Genomic DNA, 21,272 nt, shown 5'->3' with positions numbered 1-21,272 from the left:
GCGCATACCGTCGCCTTCAGGTGGAGGAGGAGGTCAAGCGCCCTCGACTGCCGAGGAGAACTCGCCGGGGCGGCGCACCGACCGACCGATTCTTGAGCGCCCGGCCCTGACGAACACGACATGGACGGACCGCTGTGGATCGATGCGCACGCTCCCGCGCTCGACGAGATCCGACAGGACGAGGCCCGCGAGCGGCTGGAGCGCGCGGTCGACGAGCCGATGAACCTCGTCGTGCAGGGGCCGCCGGGAGTCGGGAAGACGGCGGCGACGCGGGCGCTGACGCAGGCCGCCCACGAGAGCCCCGAAAGTGACCTGATCGAGATCAACGTCGCCGACTTCTTCGGGCGGACGAAAAAGGAGATCCGAACCGATCCCCGATTCGAGGGGTTCCTGCAGGGCCGCAGTCGAATGGCAAAACGCGACATGATCAACCGCGTCCTGAAGGAGTCAGCGTCGTACGCGCCGATGTCCGGCGAGTACAAGACGGTCCTCCTCGACAACGCCGAATCGATCCGAGAGGACTTCCAGCAGGCGCTCCGGCGCGTGATGGAGCAACACCACCGCACCACGCAGTTCGTGATCGCGACTCGGCAGCCGTCGAAGCTCATCGCGCCGATCCGCTCGCGGTGTTTCCCGATTCGCGTGCGCGCGCCGACGACCGACGAGACGATCGACGTGCTCGAAACGATATGCGACCGGGAAGCCGTCGACTACGACGGCGACGGACTGGAGTTCGTCGCCAGCGCGGCCGGCGGCGACCTCCGGGAGGCGATCCTCTCGGCGCAGGCCACCGCCGTCGAGGGCGGCGAGATAACAATGTCGACCGCCTACGAGACGCTCGGTGAGGTCGGCGACGACGACGCGATCCGGGAGGCGCTGGCCGACGCCCGCGCCGGCGACTTCAAGGACGCGCGGTCGACCCTCGACGACCTCCTCGACGAGGGCGGGTACGACGGCGGGGAGCTCCTCCGGGAGACCCTGCGGGTCGCCCGGGCGGGTTCCGAGTACGGCGGCGACGACCTCGCGCGGCTCCACGTCCTCGCCGGGGAGGCAGATCTCGACCTCGTTGACGGACTCGACGACCGGACCCACCTCGTTCACCTGCTCGCGGCGTGGGCCGCGGGACGCACAGAGCTCCGACCCGCCCTCCGAGATCCCGCGGGGGCCTGACGATGGCCCGGAATCCCCCGCTGGCGACGATGCTCCCGTTCGACGTGGTCGACGAGGCGTGGCGGCTGGCGCTCGCGCCCGCGCTCGCCGCCGCGGTGACGCTCCCGTTCCTGCCGCCGCTCGGGATCGGCCTGTTCGCGCTCGCGCTCGGGGTCCTCTGGTTCCACCGCGACCCCGACCGAGCGACGCCCGAGACCGACGGGACCGTCGTTTCGCCCGCCGACGGGACCGTGAGCGTCGTCCGCGCGGAGGGCGAGCGCCTGCGCGTCGGCGTGTTCATGAACGTCACCGACGTGCACGTGAACCGAGCCCCGCTCGCCGGCGAAGTTCGCGAGGTGCGGCACCGCCCCGGCGCGAACCGGCCCGCCTTCGACAAGGAGTCCGACCGCAACGAGCAGGTCGTGATCGACTTCGGCGAGTACGAGCTGCTGATCATCGCCGGCTGGTTCGCCCGACGGATCCATCCCTCGGTCGAGCCCGGCGACGCCGTCGACCGCGGCGAGCGCGTCGGTCACGTCTCGTTCGGCTCGCGGGCGGACGTGATCCTCCCCGCCGATCTCGACGAGAGCGACCTTCTCGTGCGCGAGGGCGACGCGGTGCGCGCCGGCGAGACGATCATCGCCGAGCGAAACTAACCGTTCGGAGCAGACGCACCTCTCGACCGCTGGTCGACCGTCTCAGACGCCCAGTTCGTCGGCCAGCTCGTGGATCGACTCGATCGTGAGGTCCGGCTCGCCCGCGAACGGCTCCCACGGGGTCCCCTTCCGGTCGACGCGAACCGCTTGCATCCCCGCGTGCGACGCCCCAAGCACGTCGAACCAGCCCGCGGTGACGTGGACGATCCCGTCGATCGGCGTCCCCGTTCGGGCGGCGCCGTGGCGGTACAGCTCCGCGGCCGGCTTGAACGTCTCCACCTCGTCGGCGCTTATGGTCCCCGCGACGAGGTCACCGATCCCGGCGTGTTCGACCATCGAGTCGAGCATCTCCGGGTTCCCGTTCGAAAGTACGTACGGGTCGTAGCCCCCCTTGCGCAGGCGCTCGATCCCCGACCGCACGTCGTCGAACACCTCCAGCTCGTGGTACACCGCGAGGATCTCGTCGCGCGCTTCAGGTGCCAGATCAACACCGTGAGCCCCCAGTGCGTACGTCAACGCGTCGCGGTTCATCTCGTAGAACGGCTGGTAAGCATCGATCGCGTTCGCGACGAACGTGTACGCCAGCGACCGCGAGCGCCAGAGCCGCGACACCGGCTCCGGATCGGGAACCCGGTCGGCGAGCGCCGCCTCCGCCGCCTCCACGTCGACGAGGGTGCTGTACGAGTCGAACGTTACCGTTTGAACGCGGTCAGGGTCGAGCGACATTCGGTCGTGCCTTCGGCGGCCCGCGGTATCATACCCCGTCTTCCCGCAGCGACCGGTTTATAAGACGAACGGTCCCTGCTGGCGGATGGGCTCGCCGTGCGGGCGCCCGGAGACGGCGACGAAGCGGAGCCGCTCTCCCTCATCGCTCTCGACCGTCACGTCCCGCGCGTCCGCGTTCGGAAGCACGTCGCCCGCAGCGAACTCACGGCGGGCGTCGGCTCTGATCCCGTCGCCGGCGTCTGCGCCGGCTTCCCTCACGGTCCCGCTCCCCGCGACCCCGTAGAGGAAGCCGGCCCACCCGTCCGGCACCGTCCACGTCCACGCGTCGCTGACGTGGACGTCGAGGTACTCCATCGGCGTGTGTAGCTCGATCGGCGATCCCTCGCCCACGACGGTCGTGACGGTCGCACCGTCGAGGCCGGTCGTCGGGAGCTCCGCCGCGCTCGCGTCGACGTAGTCCGGGTCCGCCTCCTTCTCCTCGCGCGGGAGGTTCACCCACAGCTGGAGCCCGTTACAGGCCTCGCCGTCGGCGGGGAACTCCGAGTGGCGGATACCGCTCCCGGTCGTGATCCGCATCGCCTCGTTCTCCCGGGCGGTGTGTTCGACGCCCAGCGAGTCGGCGTGGTCCATCCCGCCTTCGATCATGTACGAGACGATCTCGAACCCCTTGTGCGGGTGCATCGGGAACCCCTTCTCGGGGTCGATGTAGAACCGCTCGAACAGCACGAACGGGTCGAGGTTGCCGGGGTGGCCGTTCGTCGGAAACGCGCGATCGGAGTTCACGCCCGTTCCGTGTCGGACCGTCTCGCCGGAGAGCGGCTCGACGCCGCCCGCGGTCGCCTCGTCTGGAGTCATAACTCGATCTGATGAGTCCGGGATTGATAAGGCGCGCGTCGCCGATCGCCGAGCGACAGACTCACCACCGGCCACACGGTCGACACACGGGTCCGTCGATCACCGTTTCCGGCGCCGCTTCGCCGCGATCGGCGATCCAGCCGACTGCAGCCGTCCCAAGCACGACCGGCCCGTCAAGCTCCGCGACTCGGACCGCCGCCAGCGACGCCGCGAGAGACGGGCCGTCGTACGCCGCGGGCTTGCTGCCGGCATCGGCGGGGCCGACACTCGGAATAGCCGACAGCGCGTCGCGGAACGCCGGATACACCTCCCTTGCGAGCTCTTGGCGAGCGTCTCGGCGGCGATTCCGCAGTCGGTCTTGGAGTTCGAGGCGTCGCTCACGGGCATCTCGAGCAGCGGCGGCTCGCTCGCGGGCGCGTTGAAGCGCCTGCTCGGCCGCGATCCGCTCGCTCTGCGCGGCCGACAGCTCGGCGGCCGCGGACTCCAAGTCGCCGAGGGCCTCGTCGGTCTCCGCCTCGACCGCTCTGCGCGCTTGCACGCTCCCGCGGAGGGCCGCGACGCGCTCTTTCAGCCGTTCTTCCTCGCCGCTCGCGGCCGCGACCCGACGCCGGGCCGCATCGAGGTCGACCGGTTCGACCTCGATCGACGCGATCGCATCGCAGACCTCGATCAGCTCGCTCTCGACCGACGACGCCAATCCGCGCGTCCGGGCCGCCGCAGCGAGTTCGCGCCGGAAGCTTGCCGCCGTCGGGACGCGACCGATCACGGCGGCGGGCTCGGGAATCGCCGGCTCGGAGGCGGCAGCGCTCTCGTCGCATCCGTCCGTTTCGCCGGGTCTCTCGGCCTCACCCCATCTGTCCGTACTATTCACAGCTCTTCGCCCTTCAGCTGGTCCGGATCCGGGTGATCGGTCCCGGAGGCGAACGCGGCATACGGCGTCGACTTCGCGTCGCGGTTCGCGTACGCGCTCGCCGCCTCCCGGACCGGTTCGTCGAGTACGACGAACTCGTTGAACGGCTCTGTCCGTTCGATCTGTACGTCCCCGCCGTACGACTCGCGCAGTCGGAGCGCGAGGAACGCGGCGTACACCGTCGCGTCGAGCAGCGCCGCCCGCCCGAACCGTCGCACCACCGTGTCCTCGTGGCGGCGACACAGGTTCCGAAGGCCGGTGCGGGCCGCCGCGGAATACGTTACGACCAGCAGCACGAACGCGGCTGATCGGTTCCGGAACTTATCGGTTCCGAACTGGTACGAGGATCACACTCGTTCCACGTCGAATTCGGGGACAGGGTCGGTTATCACATTTGTCGTATCCTCTAAACGATCGGACCCGGAGAGTGCGAGTACGCGCTCTCGCGCCGCGGGCGCCGACGGCGCGACCACGATCATCCCGTCGACCGGTTCCTCGCCGACCGCACGGAACACGTCGTCGTCGCCGTCGAACTCCGTCGCGTACGTCCGGATGACCGCCGCCACGCGTCGCTCGGTGTCGGCGAGGTCGGCGTCGCCGTCCTCGAACGCGCGGAGCGCGTCTTCGACGTTCCGTATCGCGGAGATTCGGTCCATCTACGTCGTTCTGAGGTGACCCTGCTGGGGCTCGTACACTTCGCCCTTCGTGCGGAGCTTCTCGATCTCCTGTTCGGCCTTCCCCGAGTCCATCCCGATCTCGCCGGCGCGGTCGAGCACCTCGTCGACGGGCGCCCCCTCCTGGTACTCCTCTTCGATATCGGCGATGAGCGCTTTGATGTTCTTGATGCGGTCGCGCTGGCTCTTTGAGGTACCCGTCTCGACCACGTCGGCGTCGAACTGTCCCGTTTCCGGATCGACGCCGATGTCCTTGAGACAGGACTCGACGATGTCGGTCGCGCGGTCAGCGTCCTCGCGCTCGACGGTGTCCGAAAGCCGGAGCCGCGCGCTCGCCTCCGCAAGCCGCACCATCGCCTCCAGCTTTCGGGCGGTGACCGGGACCGGGGCGTCCTCGTCGGCACCCTTCGAGCGCAGGTTGACGTAGAACTCCTCGATCAGCTCTTTCGCCTCCTCCGTCATCGTCGGGTAACAGGAGCGTTTCGCGTGAGCGATGTACTTCCGGAGCAGCTCCGCTTCGATCTCCGGGGCGACCTCCTGTGTCACCTCCGCGACCTGTTCCGGCGTGAACTCCGAACTCGCCAGCTCCTCGCGCTGCGTGTTGATCTCTCCGGCGTAGTTCGTCTTGATGATGTGTTTCGCCAGCCGGGAGTCGTGTTCCGGGTCCGGACTGTCAGTCACCGTGAAGATCAGGTCGAACCGCGAGACGAGCGCGGGTTCGAGGTCGATCTGCTCGCCGATCGGCTCGTACTGATCGAACCGCCCGTACTTGGGGTTGGCCGCACCTAAGAGGGAACACCGCGCCTTCAGCGTCGCGTTGATCCCCGCCTTCGAGATGGAGATTTGCTGTTGTTCGAGGCCCTCGTGCATCGCGGAGCGGTCAGATGAGTTGTGAACGACTAGGCCGTTCGCGACGAAGTTATGTGTCTCCTCAACGGTCAGGTCGTACACCTTCGGGGTCCGCCCGTCTTCGATCCGCGTCAAGAGAGCGCGCAGTTCCTCTTCGATGTCGTCGACTCTGCCCACGACTGCCTCACGTACGTCTCCGAGGCGGTCCGTCTCGACGGCTCCGGACAGCCACCGCGAGACGGTGGCCTGATCCACGTCGAGCGACGACGCGACATCGGCCTGACTGACGCCGTACGCGTCGAGTGCGGCCGCCAATTCCTCTCGCGTCTCGCCGATCGGACCGCGTTCGAGTAGGTCTCGAGCGCGTTTCTCGACGTTCTCGGTTGGGCCACCGATAACGTCGGCGAGCCGCTGTCGAAGCACTTTGCGGCGGTCCTCGGTCGATTCCGGCGGGACGGTTTCGACCGACTCGACCCGACGCCACTTCACGTCCCCGCGGACGAACTCTCGTAAGTCGTCGACATCGGTCTCTGCGACCGCAGTGAGTATATTCCGCAGTCGATTCGTCACGGTTCGGCGAACGTCGTCGCTCTTGCCCCACTCTCGAGATATCTGCTGTTGTGACAGCGCCGTTCCCTCGGCGAGTTCGGACTGAGAGACGTGGTACTGATCGCGCATCTCGGCGAGAGTTTCCCACGGCGGATCGCCGTCGAGTACCGAACGATCCTCAGTCACCGCCTCCAGTCTGTCCTCGAACGCGGCGAGTATCCGACGAGCACGATGGAGCGACACGTTCGCCGCTCCGCTCTCGAAGTCGTGATACGTTCCCGCGTTGAGCCCGCACTCGCTCTGGTGAAGGCGGAGCGATTTACGGCCTCTCGCGAGGACGTCGTCGATGTCCGGAACTACGTCCAGAATCGTGCGGTCGCCGTCGGCAGACTCGACGACTCGGTCGAGCGCCTCCGCCTTCCGAGTCGCGGTGAAGCCGACGAAGCGCCGGAACGCCGCCAGCGAATCCGCGTCGGTCACCGTCAGAATGTACACGTCTCGTCCCTCGTCGCGCTCGCGGTGCTGCAACTGGCTCGACACGCCGAACTGTAGGAGGAGATTTTGCGTGCCTCGAAGCAGGTCGCGACTCGCGGAGAACACCCGCACGTTGCCCGCCGACTCGTCGACGTGGCCCTCGCTGTCGGCCAGCGCGCGGACAAATGCGGCCTTCGCCGCGCGGTCCCCCGTCGAAACAGGGGTCGGGAAGCGCTTCTCGTCGTACCGGCCGAGGTTCATCCCGGCTTCGAGAACGGCGTCGGCGTGTGCTTTTCCGGTAATTCGGACTGTCTCGACGCCGTCTTCGCGCGTTTCACTCGGCGGTCGAGTCGGCTCCGCGCCAAACGCCTCCCGCGCCGATCGCTCGAAGTCGGCCAGCAGTTCGTCGGTGGCGTTGGTGAACCGGACGCCATAAGCGCCCTCCTCGCGGTCGTAGTAGACGTTTCCGTCGCCGGAGAGATACCCGAGAACGCTCGCCATCGCGGCGTCGACTCTCTCGTCGTCGCCGACGAGTTCGCCGTCGACGGTCTCGGCGTCAACGCTACTGCCTGCCGCCGCTACCGCCCCTGCACCGTCCGTAGCCTTCGTCGGAATGCTTCGGGGAACGTACACCCAGTCCCCCTCGCCGAGTGTGGCCGCCTCACGTTCGACGCGCTCCCCGTCGTCCAGCACGAAGAACGGGTGGTCGGCGGTGGCGGACAGCGACTCCCCGGTCTCCATCGTCACTCGAGTCAGCTCCGACGGCGCGTCGTACTCGTGGACCGCAGAGACGGGACGTTCGACCAGCCGCCCGTCCTCACTCATCGTCCAGACGTCGAGGTCGGCGTCGCGGACACGGCGACCGTTCGAGAGCTCCTCGATCTCGCCGTCTTCGGCGGCCTCCCGTGCCAGTTTGCCGATGCGCTCCACGCGCCCGTCGGCCAGCGTGACCAGCGTGTCGCCGGTCACGCAGTCCATCTTGTCGAGCTCGTCGACTGCGGCGATCCCCTTGTCGGCGAGCACGAGCGCGCCGGCTTCGAGCGACCACTGCTGGCCGTCGCCGAAGTCGTCGCGTACAGCTGCTGCGGTGTTGTGTGTCACGAGTCCGTTTCCGAGGAAGTTGTGCGTGTCCGGAACGGTTAGGTCAAACACCTCTTTTTTCCCGGTGTTCTCGGCGTCGACAACCTCGTCCCAGACGAGGTCAGCACTGGCAACTTCTTCAACCAGAGGGCCGACATCGCCGAGATTGAGATCGTCGATCATCGAGAGGGTCCGTTCACGACTCGGATCGTCGCCGCGGTTCAGATTCTGCCAGTACCTGCCTGCGCCCCCATCGGTACGAGCGAGGGTGTTTCCGATAGGAAGTCGTTCGCCGCGTCGAGGTGCATCGCGGACGATCTCATCCAGCGCAGCTGACTTGGTCGTCGACCGGAACCCGATTCGGTCGGCGAATCCGTCGAGCTCCTTCCCGTATATCGCGAGATGCGTTTGGATCGACGTCGACTCGATCTCGTGGCCGTCGGCCCGTTCGTATGTCCCGCGGCGATCGCGCTCACGCGTCCGAGACCGAACGCCGTACGTTTCCAGCATCAGCTGGACCTGTTCGGCGAGTTCGCTACAGACGGTTGAAAACTGAACGCTGGATCCCCCGTTATCGCGCCCACACACGGAGCCGTCAGCATCGAACAGACCCCGTAGGAAGGCGTCGGCGTGTTCGGCGGTTGTGAGCTTCGGATCGAGGGCGATATCGTCTTTCGGCGACTCGACGCCGACGTTGCTGAAGAAGCGGGCAACGGTCGCACTGTGGAGTCGAATGCAGGGGACACGATCGTCTTGATACTCGATATCGACTGACTTGTCGAACTTTGTCTCGACGATGTCCGCGGCGCGTTCCAGCAGCTCTTCGTCGGAGTTCGAGATTCGGACGTGTCCGCGATTTCCGCCTCGTCGGGAAACCATCACGTCACCGTCGCCGAAGACGAGGCCGATCAAGTACATCAGATCCGCGTCAAACTCATCGGGTATCGTAACACCGCCGCCATGGCGGAGCATCACACGATCGATGACAATGTCATCGATATCCGCTCCGATCGCCGTGAGGACCGTATCTAATTTACTAAGTGGAATATGCCGGTTCGAGAGGGTGTCGTACACGAAGTCTTCCGAGAGACCGAGTTCGGCTGCAGCATTGCGGAGCGTTCCGAACTCTTCGGTGAGTTCGGAACGGAGGAACTCGACCGAACCGTCGGTCGGCTTGATCTTTTCCTCCGTGAATTCGACGTACTCACGGACTGGCGGGGACGAGCGATCGATGTCGGTGTACTTCGGTACCCCGACGTGGTCGCCAGCGTCGACGTCCGAGATCGACTTCCACTCGATCCCGTTCTCGCCGCAGACGAGGACGGGCGTGTTGACGGATGCTTCAAGATCCTTTCCGTGCGCCGTCTCGATCCGCCGACACGGCTTCTCCGGCATCCGCCAGACGTGGGAGCTCCCGGTGAGGTCGATCCTTCCAGACGCTCGATCGAAGGTGTAGAGATCGTGGTTCGCGTCAGCACTCGTCTCGGAACCGACCGATTCCGGATGGTACTCTGTCGCGATCTCACGGATCGGAACGAACCCGTTCGAAGTGTGTATCTTCGTGTCTCCGGTGACACACAGGCCCGCTGCAGATGATCCTTTCCCAGAGGTATAAACTGACCTTGGGGCAATATTCTCTACATAACTGATCATTTGTGACTTACCCGTACCCGGGTCACCGATCAGGAGCATATGCAGGTCACCCCGGATCCGCGAGCCGTCGGGGAGGTGTTTGGTGACGCCGGAGAAGAGCTGGAGGATCATCGCGAGCTTCTCCTCCTCGTAGCCGTAGATGGCGGGCGCGATGGAGTCGACCATCGCCTCGTAGATGTCATCGCGGTTGGAGAGCTCGATGATCTCGCGTTTGTCCGCCTCGGTGATGTCCATGTCCTCGAACTCCTCGTCCTCGATGGCGATGGAGACGCCGTCCATGTACAGGTCGAAGATGGCGGACTTCTCGTTTCCCTGCTCGACCTGTTCGATGTGGAGGACGCCGACGCAGGTGACGTGGTCGCCGGGGCTCACCTCTCCGGTGATGTCGTCGACGATGTCGACGTCGATGTTCTGGGGCGTCTCGCCGCCGCGGAGCCCCTCGGGCGACTCCTGGATGCGAAGCTTCTGGGAGTCGATGAACTCCGACTGATCGAAGTTGACGCGGAAGGGGCCCTGTCGCTCACACCCCTGACACTCGTGGGGCTCCTGAAAACCGCCGTCGGACTGCGGAATGTACGTCATCGTGCCGCAGCGCTGGCACTCGAAGGCGGCCTCGGTCACCTTCGGGCGAACGTCCGTCGCCTTGCGAACGATCCCCTTGATCGAGACGAGCTTGCCGATGTGATCGTCGTGGACGCGGATACCGCGGATGTCGATGCTTTCGGGGAGGTTCTCGATCCGAACGTGCGCGCGCCCGAGACTGACGTCTGCGGGGAGGTCGTAGAGCCGCAGCGCCTCCTCGGCGTACTCGCGCATCTGCTCCGGCTTCGTGCGGAAGTCCTCGGCGAGGTCGCGGTCGAACTGGTAGAGGTCGTCGTACTCGACGTACAGCGAGCGCTGTTCGTTGGGATATCGCTGCGCGAGGGTGCCGATCTCCTCGCGGTAGTAGTTGCGGTAGAACTGAATGAACCGCTCCGTGAGGTCCTGATTACCGGCCTGAGCCATTACGAAATCTCTTCGTCGCCACCACGTATGAACCTCATGCTCGGAGCGGAGGTGATCCGTTTCGGGCAGAACACCGGCATATCAGCCCTTCGTCACGAACGTCGCGTCCGCCGAGGTACGCCCCTCGTTGAAGGAGAGCACCTTCGCGCGGATCACGTCGCCTTTCGCCACGTCGCCGGGGATATCCTTGGTGAAGACGACGAATCCCTCCACCTTGCCGACGGCGACCTCTTTGCCCGAGTGGTGATCGGTGAGTTCGGTGACGCCGAACTCGTACGTCTCGCCGATGTCGACCGGCGGGTCGCGCTCCTGGGCGGCCTCGTGGGCGCGCTTCGACTCGCGCGCGCCCGACGAGGGGGCGCGCAGGCGACGGACGACGACCAGCAGGACGAGCAGGACGATCACGGCCGCTCCACCGATGACGGCCGGCGACGACGGTATCATACCGGGCGGTCGACCCGCTGTCACGTAAACGCTCGGGGTCGACGACCGACGCGTTCGCCCGCGGCGACCGACCCGCCCACATGAGAAACGCCTTTGCGCTTGAGGCCCCCGGTTCGACGTGATGCGAACGACTCTCGGTTGCCGTCGAGTCGCCCACGGGCGTGGTGCGGCGTGAAGGTCGCGGACGCGGTGCCGGCGTTCGCCGACGCCTTCGGGTTCGAGGAGTTCAACCGGATGCAACGCGAGGCGCTGCCGGGGATCTTGGAGACTGACCACAACGTGGTCGCTTCCGCCCCGACAGCCTCCGGAAAGACCGCGCTCGCCGAGCTCGCGATCTGTAAGACCCTCTCGGAAGGCGGCACCGCCCTCTTCATCGCCCCGCTCCGCGCGCTCACAAACGAGAAGGAGAGCGAGTGGGAGCGCTTCGAGGAGCTCGGCTACTCCGTGTACGTCGTCTCAGGCGAGCGCGACCTCAACCCCCGCCGCGCGGAGCGCGCGGACGTGCTCGTGACGACCCCCGAGAAGGCCGACAGCGCCACCCGAAAGCACGACTCCGGGCGGTACTCGTTTATTACTGACGTGGACTGCGTCGTCATCGACGAGGTCCACCTGCTCGACAGCGAGAAGCGCGGTGCGGTGCTCGAAGTCACCGTCTCGCGGCTCCGCCGCCTGCAGGACCCTCGCGTCGTCGCGCTCTCGGCGACGATGCCGAACATCGCGGACATCGCCGAGTGGCTCGACGCGCCCGCGGAGACGACCTACGAGTTCGGCGACGAGTACCGGCCGGTCGATCTGGAGACCGGCGTGAAGACCTACTCACACGGCTCGAACGCCTTTGCCGACAAGTACCGGCGGCTCTACCGCGCGCTCGATCTGGCCGAGCCGCACGTCCGCGAGGACGGGCAGACGCTCGTGTTCGTCTCCTCGCGGCAGGATACGGTGCAGGCCGCCAAGAAGGCGCGCGACGAGATCACGGAACGGGACATCCCGATCGACTCGCGGGGCGACTACGACTTCCACAACGAGGCGAAAGAGCTGACCAACGACACGCTCCGGCAGTCGGTTACCGACGGCGTCGGCTTCCACCACGCGGGCCTCGGGAAGGAGGACCGCGACCGCGTCGAAGAGTGGTTCAAACAAGGGAAGATCAAGTTCCTCTTCTCGACGTCGACGCTCGCGTGGGGGGTGAACCTCCCGGCGCGCTGCGTCGTCATCCGCGACACGAAGTACCACGACCCGCTGGAGGGCGAGACGGACATCTCACCGCTCGACGTGCTCCAGATGCTCGGGCGCGCCGGCCGTCCCGGGTACGACGACGTGGGGTACGGCTGGGTGGTCTGTGACCGCGCGGACGCCGACAAATACCGCACGCTGTTGAAGGAGGGCAAAGCAATCGAGTCGCGGCTCGCCGCCGAACTCGAATCGCACCTCAACGCCGAGATCGCGATGGGGACGATCCGCGGGCTCGAAGACGTGATGGAGTGGTTAGAGACCACGTTCTACTACGTCCGCGCCGAGTCGAAGCCCGACGAGTACGAGTTCGCCACCCTGCGCGACCGCGTCCGCGACACCCTCGAATCGCTCGTCGACGACGGGTTCGTCGCGGCCGACGACGACCTCGCGATCGAACCGACCGGGCTCGGGCGGCTCGCCTCCAAGTACTACCTCCGGCTTGACACGGCTCGTCGCTTCCGGCGGCTCGCCGACCGGGAGACGCTGACGGTCGATTCCGTGTTAGAGACGGTCGCATCGGCCGGCGAGTTCGACTCGGTCTCCGCGCGCTCGGCCGAGTCGGACGCGATCGACCGGACCCTCGACGGCCGCGACACCGATCTGGAGGACGGCCACCGCAAGGTGTTCGCCATTCTACTCGCCGGGATGGCCGACTCGATCCCCTCTGACCTGCGCTCGGACGCGTGGGTGATTCGCCAGAACGCGCTCCGCCTGCTCGCCGCGCTCGCGGAGTTCCTCGACCGGTTCGCCGGCCCCCGCGCCGCGAACCTCGCGTGTCGCGTCGAGGCGCGCGTCGAGCACGGCGTCTCCCGCGAGGCCGTCGCGCTCACCGCGATCGACGGGGTCGGCTCCGGTCGCGCCGAGCGGCTCGCGGACGCCGGGCTCACCTCGCCCGCCGCCGTCGTCGACGCCGGCGTGAGCGAACTCGAAACCGCCGGCATGAGCGGCTCGGTCGCCGAGCGCATCGTCGACGCCGCGCGGGGCTGCCCCCGGATCGACGTCGACTGGGGCGACTTCCCCGACGCCATCGCCGTCGGCGAAAACGAGATGTGCGAGGTCGCCGTGACCGCCGTCTCCGGGAGCGCCCGTGCGGGGATCCGAGTCACCGTCAACGACGTGGAGATGACCGCGACGACGACGTATCTGGACGGGGAGACGATGGTCCCAGTCGGCGTGTTCGGCCCGCCCGACACCGACGAGCTGGCGTTCGTCGTCGAGGTCGTCTTCCCCGACCTCCCGCTGATGCCCGTCAGGGCCACGCGAACGGTTCGGGTGGAGTAGACGGGTCGACGTCGGACGTACCCCCGTGCGTCGCCGCCGCCGACCGGGTCCCTATAAAAGCGCCGCTGGGGCAGTTCCGGTCTCGAACGACCGGGAGCGATCGTCAGAACGAGACCCTAGATCCACCCTCCGCCCCGGTTCCGGACGCCGTGCTGCCCCGGTCATCGTAGTATTTGCGCCCGATGAACGTCTCATCGAGATTACCGACGATCGCGGCGTAGAGAGCGTCCGATGTCTGGTAACGGTCTTCCTCGATCGGGTCTAAAATCTCTCGAACAGTCACCGAATCCCCGGAGGGAGACGTTACTTCGACAGTACCGATCTCTTCGACCGCCGTCGTCTGTGTCACCGGAAATTCGAGCGACTGGTCGACGACCTGCTTTGTGTCTGAGTATTCCATATCAAGTGTTCCTGAGCCGGCGTCTCGGTCTCTTCACTGCGTGATAAGCGACGACCACGAATCAACCCCACCAGTTTTCACTCCACACTGAATTTTGATTAAGTGGGTCACAACGTCGAAGCGAGTCAGTTCAACACGCACACAGCCGCCTGTTTCACGTCTCAACCGGACTCTCGTGCCGACCGCTTTTCACCCATACCGCGGCCACCCGTCGTATGCCCGAACGACTCCGCGTGTTCGCCGGCGACTGTCGAGTGACCGAACGCGGCGACCGCTCCCGGACCCACCGGGGGCGCGTCGTCGTCATCATCAAGCCCGACGACACCACCCTCGTCCACGACGCCGACGGCTACCAGCCGGTCGCGTGGCTCACCCGGCCGGACTCGGTCGTCGTCGAGAGCGACGGCGACGGGTTCTCCGTCACCGCCCGCGACGGCACCCGTCGGCTCCGGGTCGTCGCCGAGGAGGCGACCGCCAGCCGCGCGCTACCGATCACTGAGGCCGGGGTCCCAGTCGGTACCTGTCCGGACGACGACGGGGTGCTCGTGCGCTCGCGCGGCGACGTGGTCTGTCTCGACTGCGAGGAGCGATGGGGGCTCCCGGCCGGCGCGAGCGTCACCGACGGGGTCTGTGACGACTGCGGACTCCCGAAGATCCGGGTCGAGCGCGGCGAGCCGTTCCACCTCTGTCTCGACCCCGGGTGCGATCCCATGGAGGCCGCCGTCAGCGACCGGTTCGACCGGGTCTGGGGCTGTCCGGACTGCGAGGGCGACCTCACCGTTCAGTCCGCGCCCGGCCGCGTCTACCTCGGCTGCGAGAACTACCCCGACTGCGAGACGACGTTCTCGATCCCCTCCGGCGTCGTCGTCGACGACTGCGACTGCGGGCTCCCGATCTTCGAAACCGCCGCTGGCCACGGCTGTCTGGACGGGATCTGTGAGTACGAGGGGCACACGGCGAGCGAGTAGCGACGGCAAGTAGAAGCGAGTGAAAACCGACGAAGCCGCCTACTCCGCGAGCTGCTCGCGGCCCGGCGCGATGAGTCGGTCGAGGTACTCCGCGAGCGCGCCCTTCGCGTCGGCGGGGTGGAGTTCGCCGGACTCCAGCTCCGCCTCCAACGCGTCGTACGCGTCGTACTCCAAGTCGCCGCCGTACTCCTCGGGGCGCTCGACGACGACGGTGTCGAACCGCGGGAACACGTGGTACTCGAACACCTGTAGGACGGGGTTCTCGCGCTCGACGCCGTCGTCTGTCGGCTCGGGGTCGGCCGTCCGCGGGCAGTACGCGTCGTTCACCTTCGACTCGATGTCCTCGCGGGAGTCCTCCATCGAGATGGTGACCCCCGTACTGGAGGACATCTTCCCGCGGCCGGTGCCCAGATCGGCGATGAGCGGGGTGTGGAGGCTCGTCGGTGGCTCGCGGTCGATGCTCGGGAGCACGTCGCGCGCGAGCATGTGGACCTTGCGCTGCTCCATCCCGCCGATCGCCAGATCGACGCCGAGGTACGGGATGTCGAGCGCCTGCATCAGGGGGTACACCGCCTGCGACACCTTTACCGAGTCGCCGGAGGTGATCTCGGCCATCGCGCGCTCGGCCCGTGCGAGCGTCGTCTCGAGCTCCAGCGAGTGGAGGTCGAGCGTGTAGTCGTCGTCGAGCTGGAAGTCGGAGCCGAGCACGAACTGCGTGCTCGACTCGTCGAGCCCGTAGGCGATGAACTGGTCGCGCATCCGCTCGGCGGTGTGGCGAATGTCCTCGAACGACCCCTTGTCGTTGAGGTACGCGTGTACGTCGGCGAGCAGCACCGTCACCTCGAACCCGGCGTCTTGGAGGTCGATGAGCTTGTTCGCGGTGAGCATGTGCCCGATGTGGAGGACTCCCGAGGGCTCGTAGCCGACGTACGCCCGCTTTCCGTCGGGGTCGTCGGCCAGCGCCTCGATCTCCTCCTCGGTGACCACCTCGGCCGCGTTCCGGGTGATCCGCTCGTAAGCGTCCATACGCACGACTGTGCGGTTGTCGGTCATATGACTTCTGGATGCGTGCGGACGGGTGGCGAGGGAGAGAGCGCCCGCCGCGAAGGCCGCTGAACTACTCCTCGGTCTCCGGCAGCGTCCGCCCCGCCCGATGCTCCGAGATAATTCGGTCGAGGTGTTCCTGTTTCTCGGCCTTCCGCCGGCGCTCAGCCCGGCGCCCCCAGTCGTCGATGGCGGCCGTCACGGCCTCCTCGCTCGCGACGGCCAGTTCGTCGACCTCGCGGACCGGGACCGCCTCGGCCGGAACGACCGGCACGTCGTGGTCGAAGAGCACCTGATCGGCCACGTCCGAGATGTTCCCGTCGCGGATCACGGCGCGCGGCTCCGTCTCCGCCAGCCGCTCTGCGGTCCGCCGACCGGCGCCGGAGGCGTCCCGCAGATAGACCACGTCGCCGGCGACGAGGCCGTACGCTTCGTCCGCGGCCTCGATCGCGTCGAGCGTGAACTGCTCGACGACCTTCACGCTGGCGAGCCCCTGATCCGCGGCCACGTCGTCGAAGTTCGAGTGGTCGAGCCGCCACAGCTCTTTCAGCGTCTCCACTTTTCCCTCCAGTTCCGTGGCGCGCTCGCGAGCCTCGTCGCGCTCGCGCTCCAGCCGGTCCGTCTCGCGTTCGAGCCGCGAGACCGCGCGCCGGCTCCGCGCCTCGATCCGCTCTTTCCGCCTCGCTTCTTCCAGTTCTCCTTCCAGCTCCGCGATCCGCTCGTCGCGCTCGGTGAGGTCCGCTTCCAGCGACTCCGCGTGCGACTCCAGCCGGTCGACGCGCTCGCGGAGCCGGCGGATCGTCTCCTCCTCCTCGGTGCGTTCGGGCTCGGTGGGATCCGTCTCGTCGGAGTGCTCTCCGTCTTCTCCGCCGCCGCCTCCGTCGTCCTCGCTCAGGTCCTCGATGACGGCCTCCACGGAGTCGCCGCCGGCGACGACGCCAGCGATCACCGCCCCGCGATCGAGCCGGGGCGGGGTCTTCGCCGCGATGCGCTCGAACTGGTTCTCGTGGTCGTCGTAGGCGTACAGCGCGGCCGCCAGCGCGTCGCGCTCGTGGTCGTTGTCGTAGTTGGCCTCGCGGGTCCGGTGGAGCTTCTCGTCGACGGGCAGGTCGGTCGTGGGCTGCCACCCGGCGGCGTCGAACGAGCGCCGGAACTTCTCGACGGTCTCCGGCATCGGTTCCACGTCGGCGGCGACGATGATCGGGCGGCCTTGTTCGATGATCCACTCGGTGACGTCGGCCGTGTCGGCGGTCCGCGAGGAGTACAGCGCGTGGACGGTGCCGTCGAGTCCGATCACGGCGGCCGCGGTGGTCGTCCCCGGGTCGATCCCGACGATCACCCGGTCGCGCCGCTTCACGAGCGGTTCGTACTCGATCCCGTCGCGGCGCTCGCGCTCGACCTCGACGCGGACGTCGCCGGCCCGCGAGTTCGACACCGGAATGTCCTCCGGGCGCGCCTCGACGGTGAACGTCGCGTTCGCGTAGCCGCCGTACTTCTCGGTCACGTCGCGCTCGAAGTCGAGGTTCGTCTCCTTGAGCTTCGACTGGACCTGTCGCGTCCGCTTCCTGACGTTGCCGTGAATCCGTCGGGTGTAGCGGTCCTGACTCCACCCGCCCTTTCCGGTCGAGCGCCCGCGGGACACCTTCACTCGCGTCTCGTCGGTGAACGCGGTCACCTCGTGGCCGACGTTGGCGGCCGCGAGCCGAGCCGACGCTTCGGCCTCCTTCATCGGATCCTTCCCGTACGGGATCCCGTGGCGGGAGGCGACTCGCGAGAGGGGCTCCGGGCGCTCCGCGCCGGTCACCTGTACCAGCCGGGTGCCGTCGGGCAGCGACCGGAGGAACCCGACGAGCTCGTTTTTGTTCGCCGCCAGCTCGTAGGCGTTGTCGGTGGCGACGTACAGGGGCTCGCGGTCGTCAATTAGCCGGCAGAGCTTCCGGAACGACACCACGTCGCGGGTGATCCGGGCCATGGGCTCGTCCGTGTCGGGCGCGTCCGGATCGTCGTCGTCGACGGGGTCCAAGATGACGAGGGCGTAGGAAGGGTCGTCGCCGCGAACGTCGCCGCTGTGCACGTCGACGCCGAACACCGGCCGGTCGCGGGCGCGGATGGTCCGGGTTGTCACGTATTCACGTAGGCCGTTGGCGCGTATATACCCCACGCCGGGTGTGGCGGTTTCGTCGTGGAAGCCGGCTCAGCAGAGCAGCCTCAGTACAGGTCGTCGAGACCCGACTCGACGTGTGAGTGCTCTTCGGCCGGGAACTCGCCGCCCGTCACCGCGTCCTTGTACGCCTCAACGGCCCCGAGCATCTCGCCGCGCACGTCGCCGAACTGCCGGGAGAAGGGAGGCGACCACTCGCCGAGCCCGATCGCGTCGTTGATCACGAGTACCTGTCCGTCGCAGTCCGAGCCGGCGCCGATGCCGATCGTCGGGATCTCCAGCGCCTCCGTCACCGCGCCCGCGAGGTTCGCGGGGACGTGTTCCAACACGAGCGCGAACGCCCCCGCATCGACGTGTTCGCCCGCGAGATCGACGATCTCCTCGGCGGCGGCCTGATCGGTCCCCTGTCGGGTGTAGCCGCCGAGTCGATTGACGTGCTGGGGCGTCAAGCCGAGGTGCGCCATCACCGGGATCCCGATGTCGGTCATCCGTCGGGTCATCTCGACGGTGTGGTGACCGCTCTCTATCTTCACCGCGTCGGCGTTCGCCTCCTTCAGGAGTCGCCCGGCGTTGCGCACCGACTCCGCCTCGTCGACGCCGAAGGAGAGGAAGGGCATGTCGGCGACGACGAGCGCGTCCTCGGTCGCGCGGGCGACCGCCGCGGTCCGGCTCGCGACTTCCTCGAAAGTCACGGGGAGCGTCGAGTCGTAACCGAGAGCGGCGTTGCCCATGCTGTCTCCGACGAGAACGATATCGATCCCGGCCTCGTCGACGACCGCCGCCGTCGGGGCGTCGTAGGCGGTCAGCATCGTGATCGGCTCGTCGCTCTCCCGGAGTCCCCGCGTCGTGGTCATACTCGAACACACCCGGGCGACCGGTTAAAATCGCCGGAATCCGGAACATCGGCGCCTCCTCGGGTCGGTCTCTTCGCGCTCCTGCCGCGCTCGCGGACCGTCACCGATTTGCACGTCCGCCACCGAAGGCTCGCCGTGCAACCTGTCGAGCGGGCCGAGTACGAGGGGATCGACTACGGCTGGGTGATGCAGACGACGTTCGTCGTCACCATCCTCGTCGGCGCGCCGGTCGTCGCGGTCCTCTCCGCGTTCGTCGCCCTCGACTCGTGGGGCGCCCGCGCGGCCTTCGCCGTCCGGGTCGGTGCCCCGATCTGGTTCGTTACCGCCGTCGCCGTCGCGGCCTACGCCCGACGCACCGACGCCGGCGACGGCGGGACGACGGAGGCGGACGACGCTGACGAGGAGGACTCTGAGGCGGACGCCTGAGTACCGACCGAACTCACCGATCGATCAGGTCCGTCGCCCACGCGAACGGGACGCCCGCCCGCTCCGACGTCACGGCGTCGCGCCGCGAGTCACCGACGAACAGCGCGCGTGCCGGCTCGGCGCCGAGTCGATCGACCGCCGCGAGCAGGGACTCCGGCTCCGGCTTGTGCGTGTCGACCGTGTCGCGCCCGACGATCGCGTCCGGATCGAGCACGTCGCCGAGCCCGTGCGTCTCCACCGCGACCCGACACGCGTCCTCGCAGTTGAGCGAGCAGACTCCTGTCGGAGGGCCACGTCGACCGTCCTCGACGGCCTCGCCGCCCTCGATCAGTCGCCGTCCGAGCGGAAGCAGCACGGAGTCGCGCGCGCCGGCCCGCTCGTGGGCCGCGATGGCCTCTTCGACCGGGTCCCGGACCCCGTACTCGTCGGCGGCTTCGAGCAGGCCCCACAGCTCGTCGGTCGGGGGGATCATCGCACGTTCGGCGTACACGTCGAGGACCGACTCCGCGACGGCGCCCCAGTCGACCGCGAGCTCGACGAGGGTCCCGTCCAGATCGTAGACGACGGCGTCGTACGCGGCGAGGTCGATCGGGCGGTCGACGCTCGGGACGGCGCCGGCGGCGCTTTTCGGGGCGTCTCCCTCCGTCTCGTCCACCCGCCCGTCGTCGTCCGTCATTTGTCCAACACCCCCCGAGCGATGATCGTCTTTTGAATCTCCGTCGTCCCCTCGTAGATCTCCGTGATCTTCGCGTCGCGGTAGAACCGCTCGACGTCGAACTCGGTCGTGTAGCCGTACCCGCCGTGGATCTGGACGGCCTCGTTGGTCACGGACATCGCGGTCTCGCTGGCGCGGTACTTCGCCTTCGAGGCCGCGACGCGGTTGTCCTCGCCGGCCTCGGCCTGCCGGCACGCCTCGCGGACAAGGAGGCGGGCCGCCGAGATGTCGGTCGCCATCTCCGCGAATTTGTGACGGATCGTCTGAATGTCGTCGATCGGCCCGCCGAACTGCTCGCGCTCCGCGGCGTACGCCTCCGCCTCGTCGAAGGCCGCCTGCGCGAGCCCGACCGCCTGCGACGCGATCCCGATCCGACCGCCGGTGAGCGTCCGGAACGCGGCCGAGAGCCCCGCCCCCTCCTCGGTGAGCCGGTTCTCGGCCGGGACCCGGCAGTCGTCGAAGGAGATGCCGGTCGTGTCCGACGCGCGCAGCCCGAGCTTCTCCTCTTTTTTACCCACCTCGAACCCCGCGGTGTCGGCGGGGACGAGGAACTGGGTGATCGACCCGCGGTCGTCACTGTCAGCTTTCGCGAAGACGATCGCGACCCCGCCCCGCTTCCCGTTCGTGATCCACTGCTTCTCGCCGTTGAGGACGTACTCGTCCGTCTCCGGGTCGTACTCCGCGGTCGTCGACATCTCGGCCGGGTTCGACCCCGCGTGCGGCTCGGAGAGACAGAACATCCCGACCGGGCGTCCCTCAGCCGCCATCTCCGGGAGCCACCGCTCCCGCTGGGCCTCGCTGCCGAACTCCGCGATACAGGAGGTCGCGAGACAGTGGACGGAGAGCGCGGTCGCGACCGCGAGGTGGCCGTACGCGAGCTCCTCGTTGGCGATCGCGTAGGTCGTCTCGTCGGCCTCGAAGCCGCCGTACGCCTCGGGAACCGTCAGGCCCGTCAGGCCGAGTTCGGCGAGCTCGTCCCAGGCGTCCTCCGGGAACGATTCGGCCTCGTCGGCCTCGCCCGCCCCGGGCCGGAGCGCTTCGACCGCGAACTCCCGGACGAGCTCCCGGATCGCCTCCTGTTCGTCGGTGAGCGACGACCCGACGCGTGCGCCAGTCATGCCTTCCGGTTCGATCTCACACTGAAAAAGGTGAGCGATCGGGGGTGG

18 protein-coding genes are annotated in these 21,272 nt (G+C 67.6%); 5 read left to right on the top strand and 13 right to left on the bottom strand.

What is annotated here, in order from left to right; genetic code table 11:
- Nucleotides 1-120: 120 nt before the first annotated feature.
- Together ACNS88_RS09230 and ACNS88_RS09225 are read left to right on the top strand one after the other, a co-directional pair.
- Nucleotides 121-1,170 carry an AAA family ATPase gene (locus ACNS88_RS09230; protein ID WP_435096245.1) on the top strand — a complete coding sequence of 350 codons (1,050 nt, stop codon included), beginning with the start codon at nucleotides 121-123 and terminating at the stop codon, nucleotides 1,168-1,170.
- A gap of 2 nt (nucleotides 1,171-1,172) precedes the next feature.
- Entirely contained in the window at nucleotides 1,173-1,805 is a 633-nt protein-coding gene (locus tag ACNS88_RS09225; RefSeq protein WP_435096242.1) for a protein sorting system archaetidylserine decarboxylase, read from the top strand.
- 42 nt (nucleotides 1,806-1,847) lie between these two features.
- On the opposite strand, the gene ACNS88_RS09220 is transcribed toward ACNS88_RS09225, so the two are convergent.
- From ACNS88_RS09220 to ACNS88_RS09190, 7 genes are all read right to left on the bottom strand, one after another.
- Complete coding sequence (locus ACNS88_RS09220; RefSeq protein WP_435096239.1) at nucleotides 1,848-2,531, bottom strand: haloacid dehalogenase type II; 684 nt, start codon at nucleotides 2,529-2,531, stop codon at nucleotides 1,848-1,850.
- A 57-nt stretch (nucleotides 2,532-2,588) separates the two neighbouring features.
- Nucleotides 2,589-3,386 carry a pirin family protein gene (locus tag ACNS88_RS09215; RefSeq protein ID WP_435096236.1) on the bottom strand — a complete coding sequence of 266 codons (798 nt, stop codon included), beginning with the start codon at nucleotides 3,384-3,386 and terminating at the stop codon, nucleotides 2,589-2,591.
- A 61-nt stretch (nucleotides 3,387-3,447) separates the two neighbouring features.
- Nucleotides 3,448-4,257: a DUF7856 family protein gene (locus ACNS88_RS09210; RefSeq protein ID WP_435096233.1), complete on the bottom strand. Its 810-nt coding sequence runs from the start codon at nucleotides 4,255-4,257 to the stop codon at nucleotides 3,448-3,450.
- Nucleotides 4,254-4,592: a DUF7855 family protein gene (locus ACNS88_RS09205; RefSeq protein WP_435096230.1), complete on the bottom strand. Its 339-nt coding sequence runs from the start codon at nucleotides 4,590-4,592 to the stop codon at nucleotides 4,254-4,256. Before ACNS88_RS09205 ends, ACNS88_RS09210 begins: the two co-directional genes overlap by 4 nt.
- A gap of 51 nt (nucleotides 4,593-4,643) precedes the next feature.
- Nucleotides 4,644-4,952, bottom strand: a complete 309-nt coding sequence (locus ACNS88_RS09200) for a DUF7854 family protein (RefSeq protein ID WP_435096227.1) — start codon at nucleotides 4,950-4,952, stop codon at nucleotides 4,644-4,646.
- Complete coding sequence (locus ACNS88_RS09195) at nucleotides 4,953-10,580, bottom strand: LAGLIDADG family homing endonuclease (protein ID WP_435096224.1); 5,628 nt, start codon at nucleotides 10,578-10,580, stop codon at nucleotides 4,953-4,955. It abuts the gene before it with no gap.
- A gap of 81 nt (nucleotides 10,581-10,661) precedes the next feature.
- A complete protein-coding gene (locus tag ACNS88_RS09190) occupies nucleotides 10,662-11,024 on the bottom strand; it encodes a hypothetical protein (RefSeq protein ID WP_435096221.1) in 363 nt (120 codons plus the stop codon).
- 171 nt (nucleotides 11,025-11,195) lie between these two features.
- On the opposite strand from ACNS88_RS09190, the gene ACNS88_RS09185 reads away from it, so the two are divergent.
- Nucleotides 11,196-13,538, top strand: a complete 2,343-nt coding sequence (locus ACNS88_RS09185; protein ID WP_435096218.1) for a DEAD/DEAH box helicase — start codon at nucleotides 11,196-11,198, stop codon at nucleotides 13,536-13,538.
- Nucleotides 13,539-13,641: 103 nt separating this feature from the next.
- On the opposite strand, the gene ACNS88_RS09180 is transcribed toward ACNS88_RS09185, so the two are convergent.
- Complete coding sequence (locus tag ACNS88_RS09180) at nucleotides 13,642-13,938, bottom strand: DUF5789 family protein (RefSeq protein WP_435096215.1); 297 nt, start codon at nucleotides 13,936-13,938, stop codon at nucleotides 13,642-13,644.
- Between the two features lie 215 nt (nucleotides 13,939-14,153).
- Between ACNS88_RS09180 and ACNS88_RS09175 the strand changes: the two genes are divergently transcribed.
- Nucleotides 14,154-14,906 (top strand): topoisomerase DNA-binding C4 zinc finger domain-containing protein, encoded by a 753-nt coding sequence (locus ACNS88_RS09175; protein WP_435096212.1) that lies wholly within the window; start codon nucleotides 14,154-14,156, stop codon nucleotides 14,904-14,906.
- Nucleotides 14,907-14,945: 39 nt separating this feature from the next.
- Here ACNS88_RS09175 and ACNS88_RS09170 read toward each other — a convergent pair whose 3' ends face one another.
- From ACNS88_RS09170 to panB, 3 genes are all read right to left on the bottom strand, one after another.
- Nucleotides 14,946-15,932, bottom strand: a complete 987-nt coding sequence (locus ACNS88_RS09170) for a tyrosine--tRNA ligase (protein WP_435096209.1) — start codon at nucleotides 15,930-15,932, stop codon at nucleotides 14,946-14,948.
- A 91-nt stretch (nucleotides 15,933-16,023) separates the two neighbouring features.
- Complete coding sequence (locus ACNS88_RS09165; RefSeq protein ID WP_435096206.1) at nucleotides 16,024-18,075, bottom strand: DUF460 domain-containing protein; 2,052 nt, start codon at nucleotides 18,073-18,075, stop codon at nucleotides 16,024-16,026.
- Nucleotides 18,076-18,158: 83 nt separating this feature from the next.
- Nucleotides 18,159-18,965: a 3-methyl-2-oxobutanoate hydroxymethyltransferase gene (panB, locus tag ACNS88_RS09160; protein ID WP_435096203.1), complete on the bottom strand. Its 807-nt coding sequence runs from the start codon at nucleotides 18,963-18,965 to the stop codon at nucleotides 18,159-18,161.
- A gap of 135 nt (nucleotides 18,966-19,100) precedes the next feature.
- On the opposite strand from panB, the gene ACNS88_RS09155 reads away from it, so the two are divergent.
- Entirely contained in the window at nucleotides 19,101-19,391 is a 291-nt protein-coding gene (locus ACNS88_RS09155; protein ID WP_435096200.1) for a DUF5822 domain-containing protein, read from the top strand.
- 13 nt (nucleotides 19,392-19,404) lie between these two features.
- Here the strand turns inward: ACNS88_RS09155 and ACNS88_RS09150 are convergent, their stop codons facing one another.
- Both ACNS88_RS09150 and ACNS88_RS09145 read right to left on the bottom strand, forming a co-directional pair.
- Nucleotides 19,405-20,067 carry an HAD family hydrolase gene (locus ACNS88_RS09150; protein WP_435096197.1) on the bottom strand — a complete coding sequence of 221 codons (663 nt, stop codon included), beginning with the start codon at nucleotides 20,065-20,067 and terminating at the stop codon, nucleotides 19,405-19,407.
- The gene (locus ACNS88_RS09145; protein ID WP_435096194.1) at nucleotides 20,064-21,224 is read right to left on the bottom strand and encodes an acyl-CoA dehydrogenase family protein; all 1,161 of its coding nucleotides are present in this window, start codon (nucleotides 21,222-21,224) and stop codon (nucleotides 20,064-20,066) included. The genes ACNS88_RS09150 and ACNS88_RS09145 overlap by 4 nt, the downstream gene beginning before the upstream one ends.
- Nucleotides 21,225-21,272 lie beyond the last annotated feature (48 nt).

Source organism: Halorubrum shenae, assembly GCF_051194165.1.
Lineage (GTDB): Archaea > Halobacteriota > Halobacteria > Halobacteriales > Haloferacaceae > Halorubrum.
Note: the sequence above shows the minus strand (reverse complement) of the source record. Positions and strands in the feature narration are given on the sequence as shown.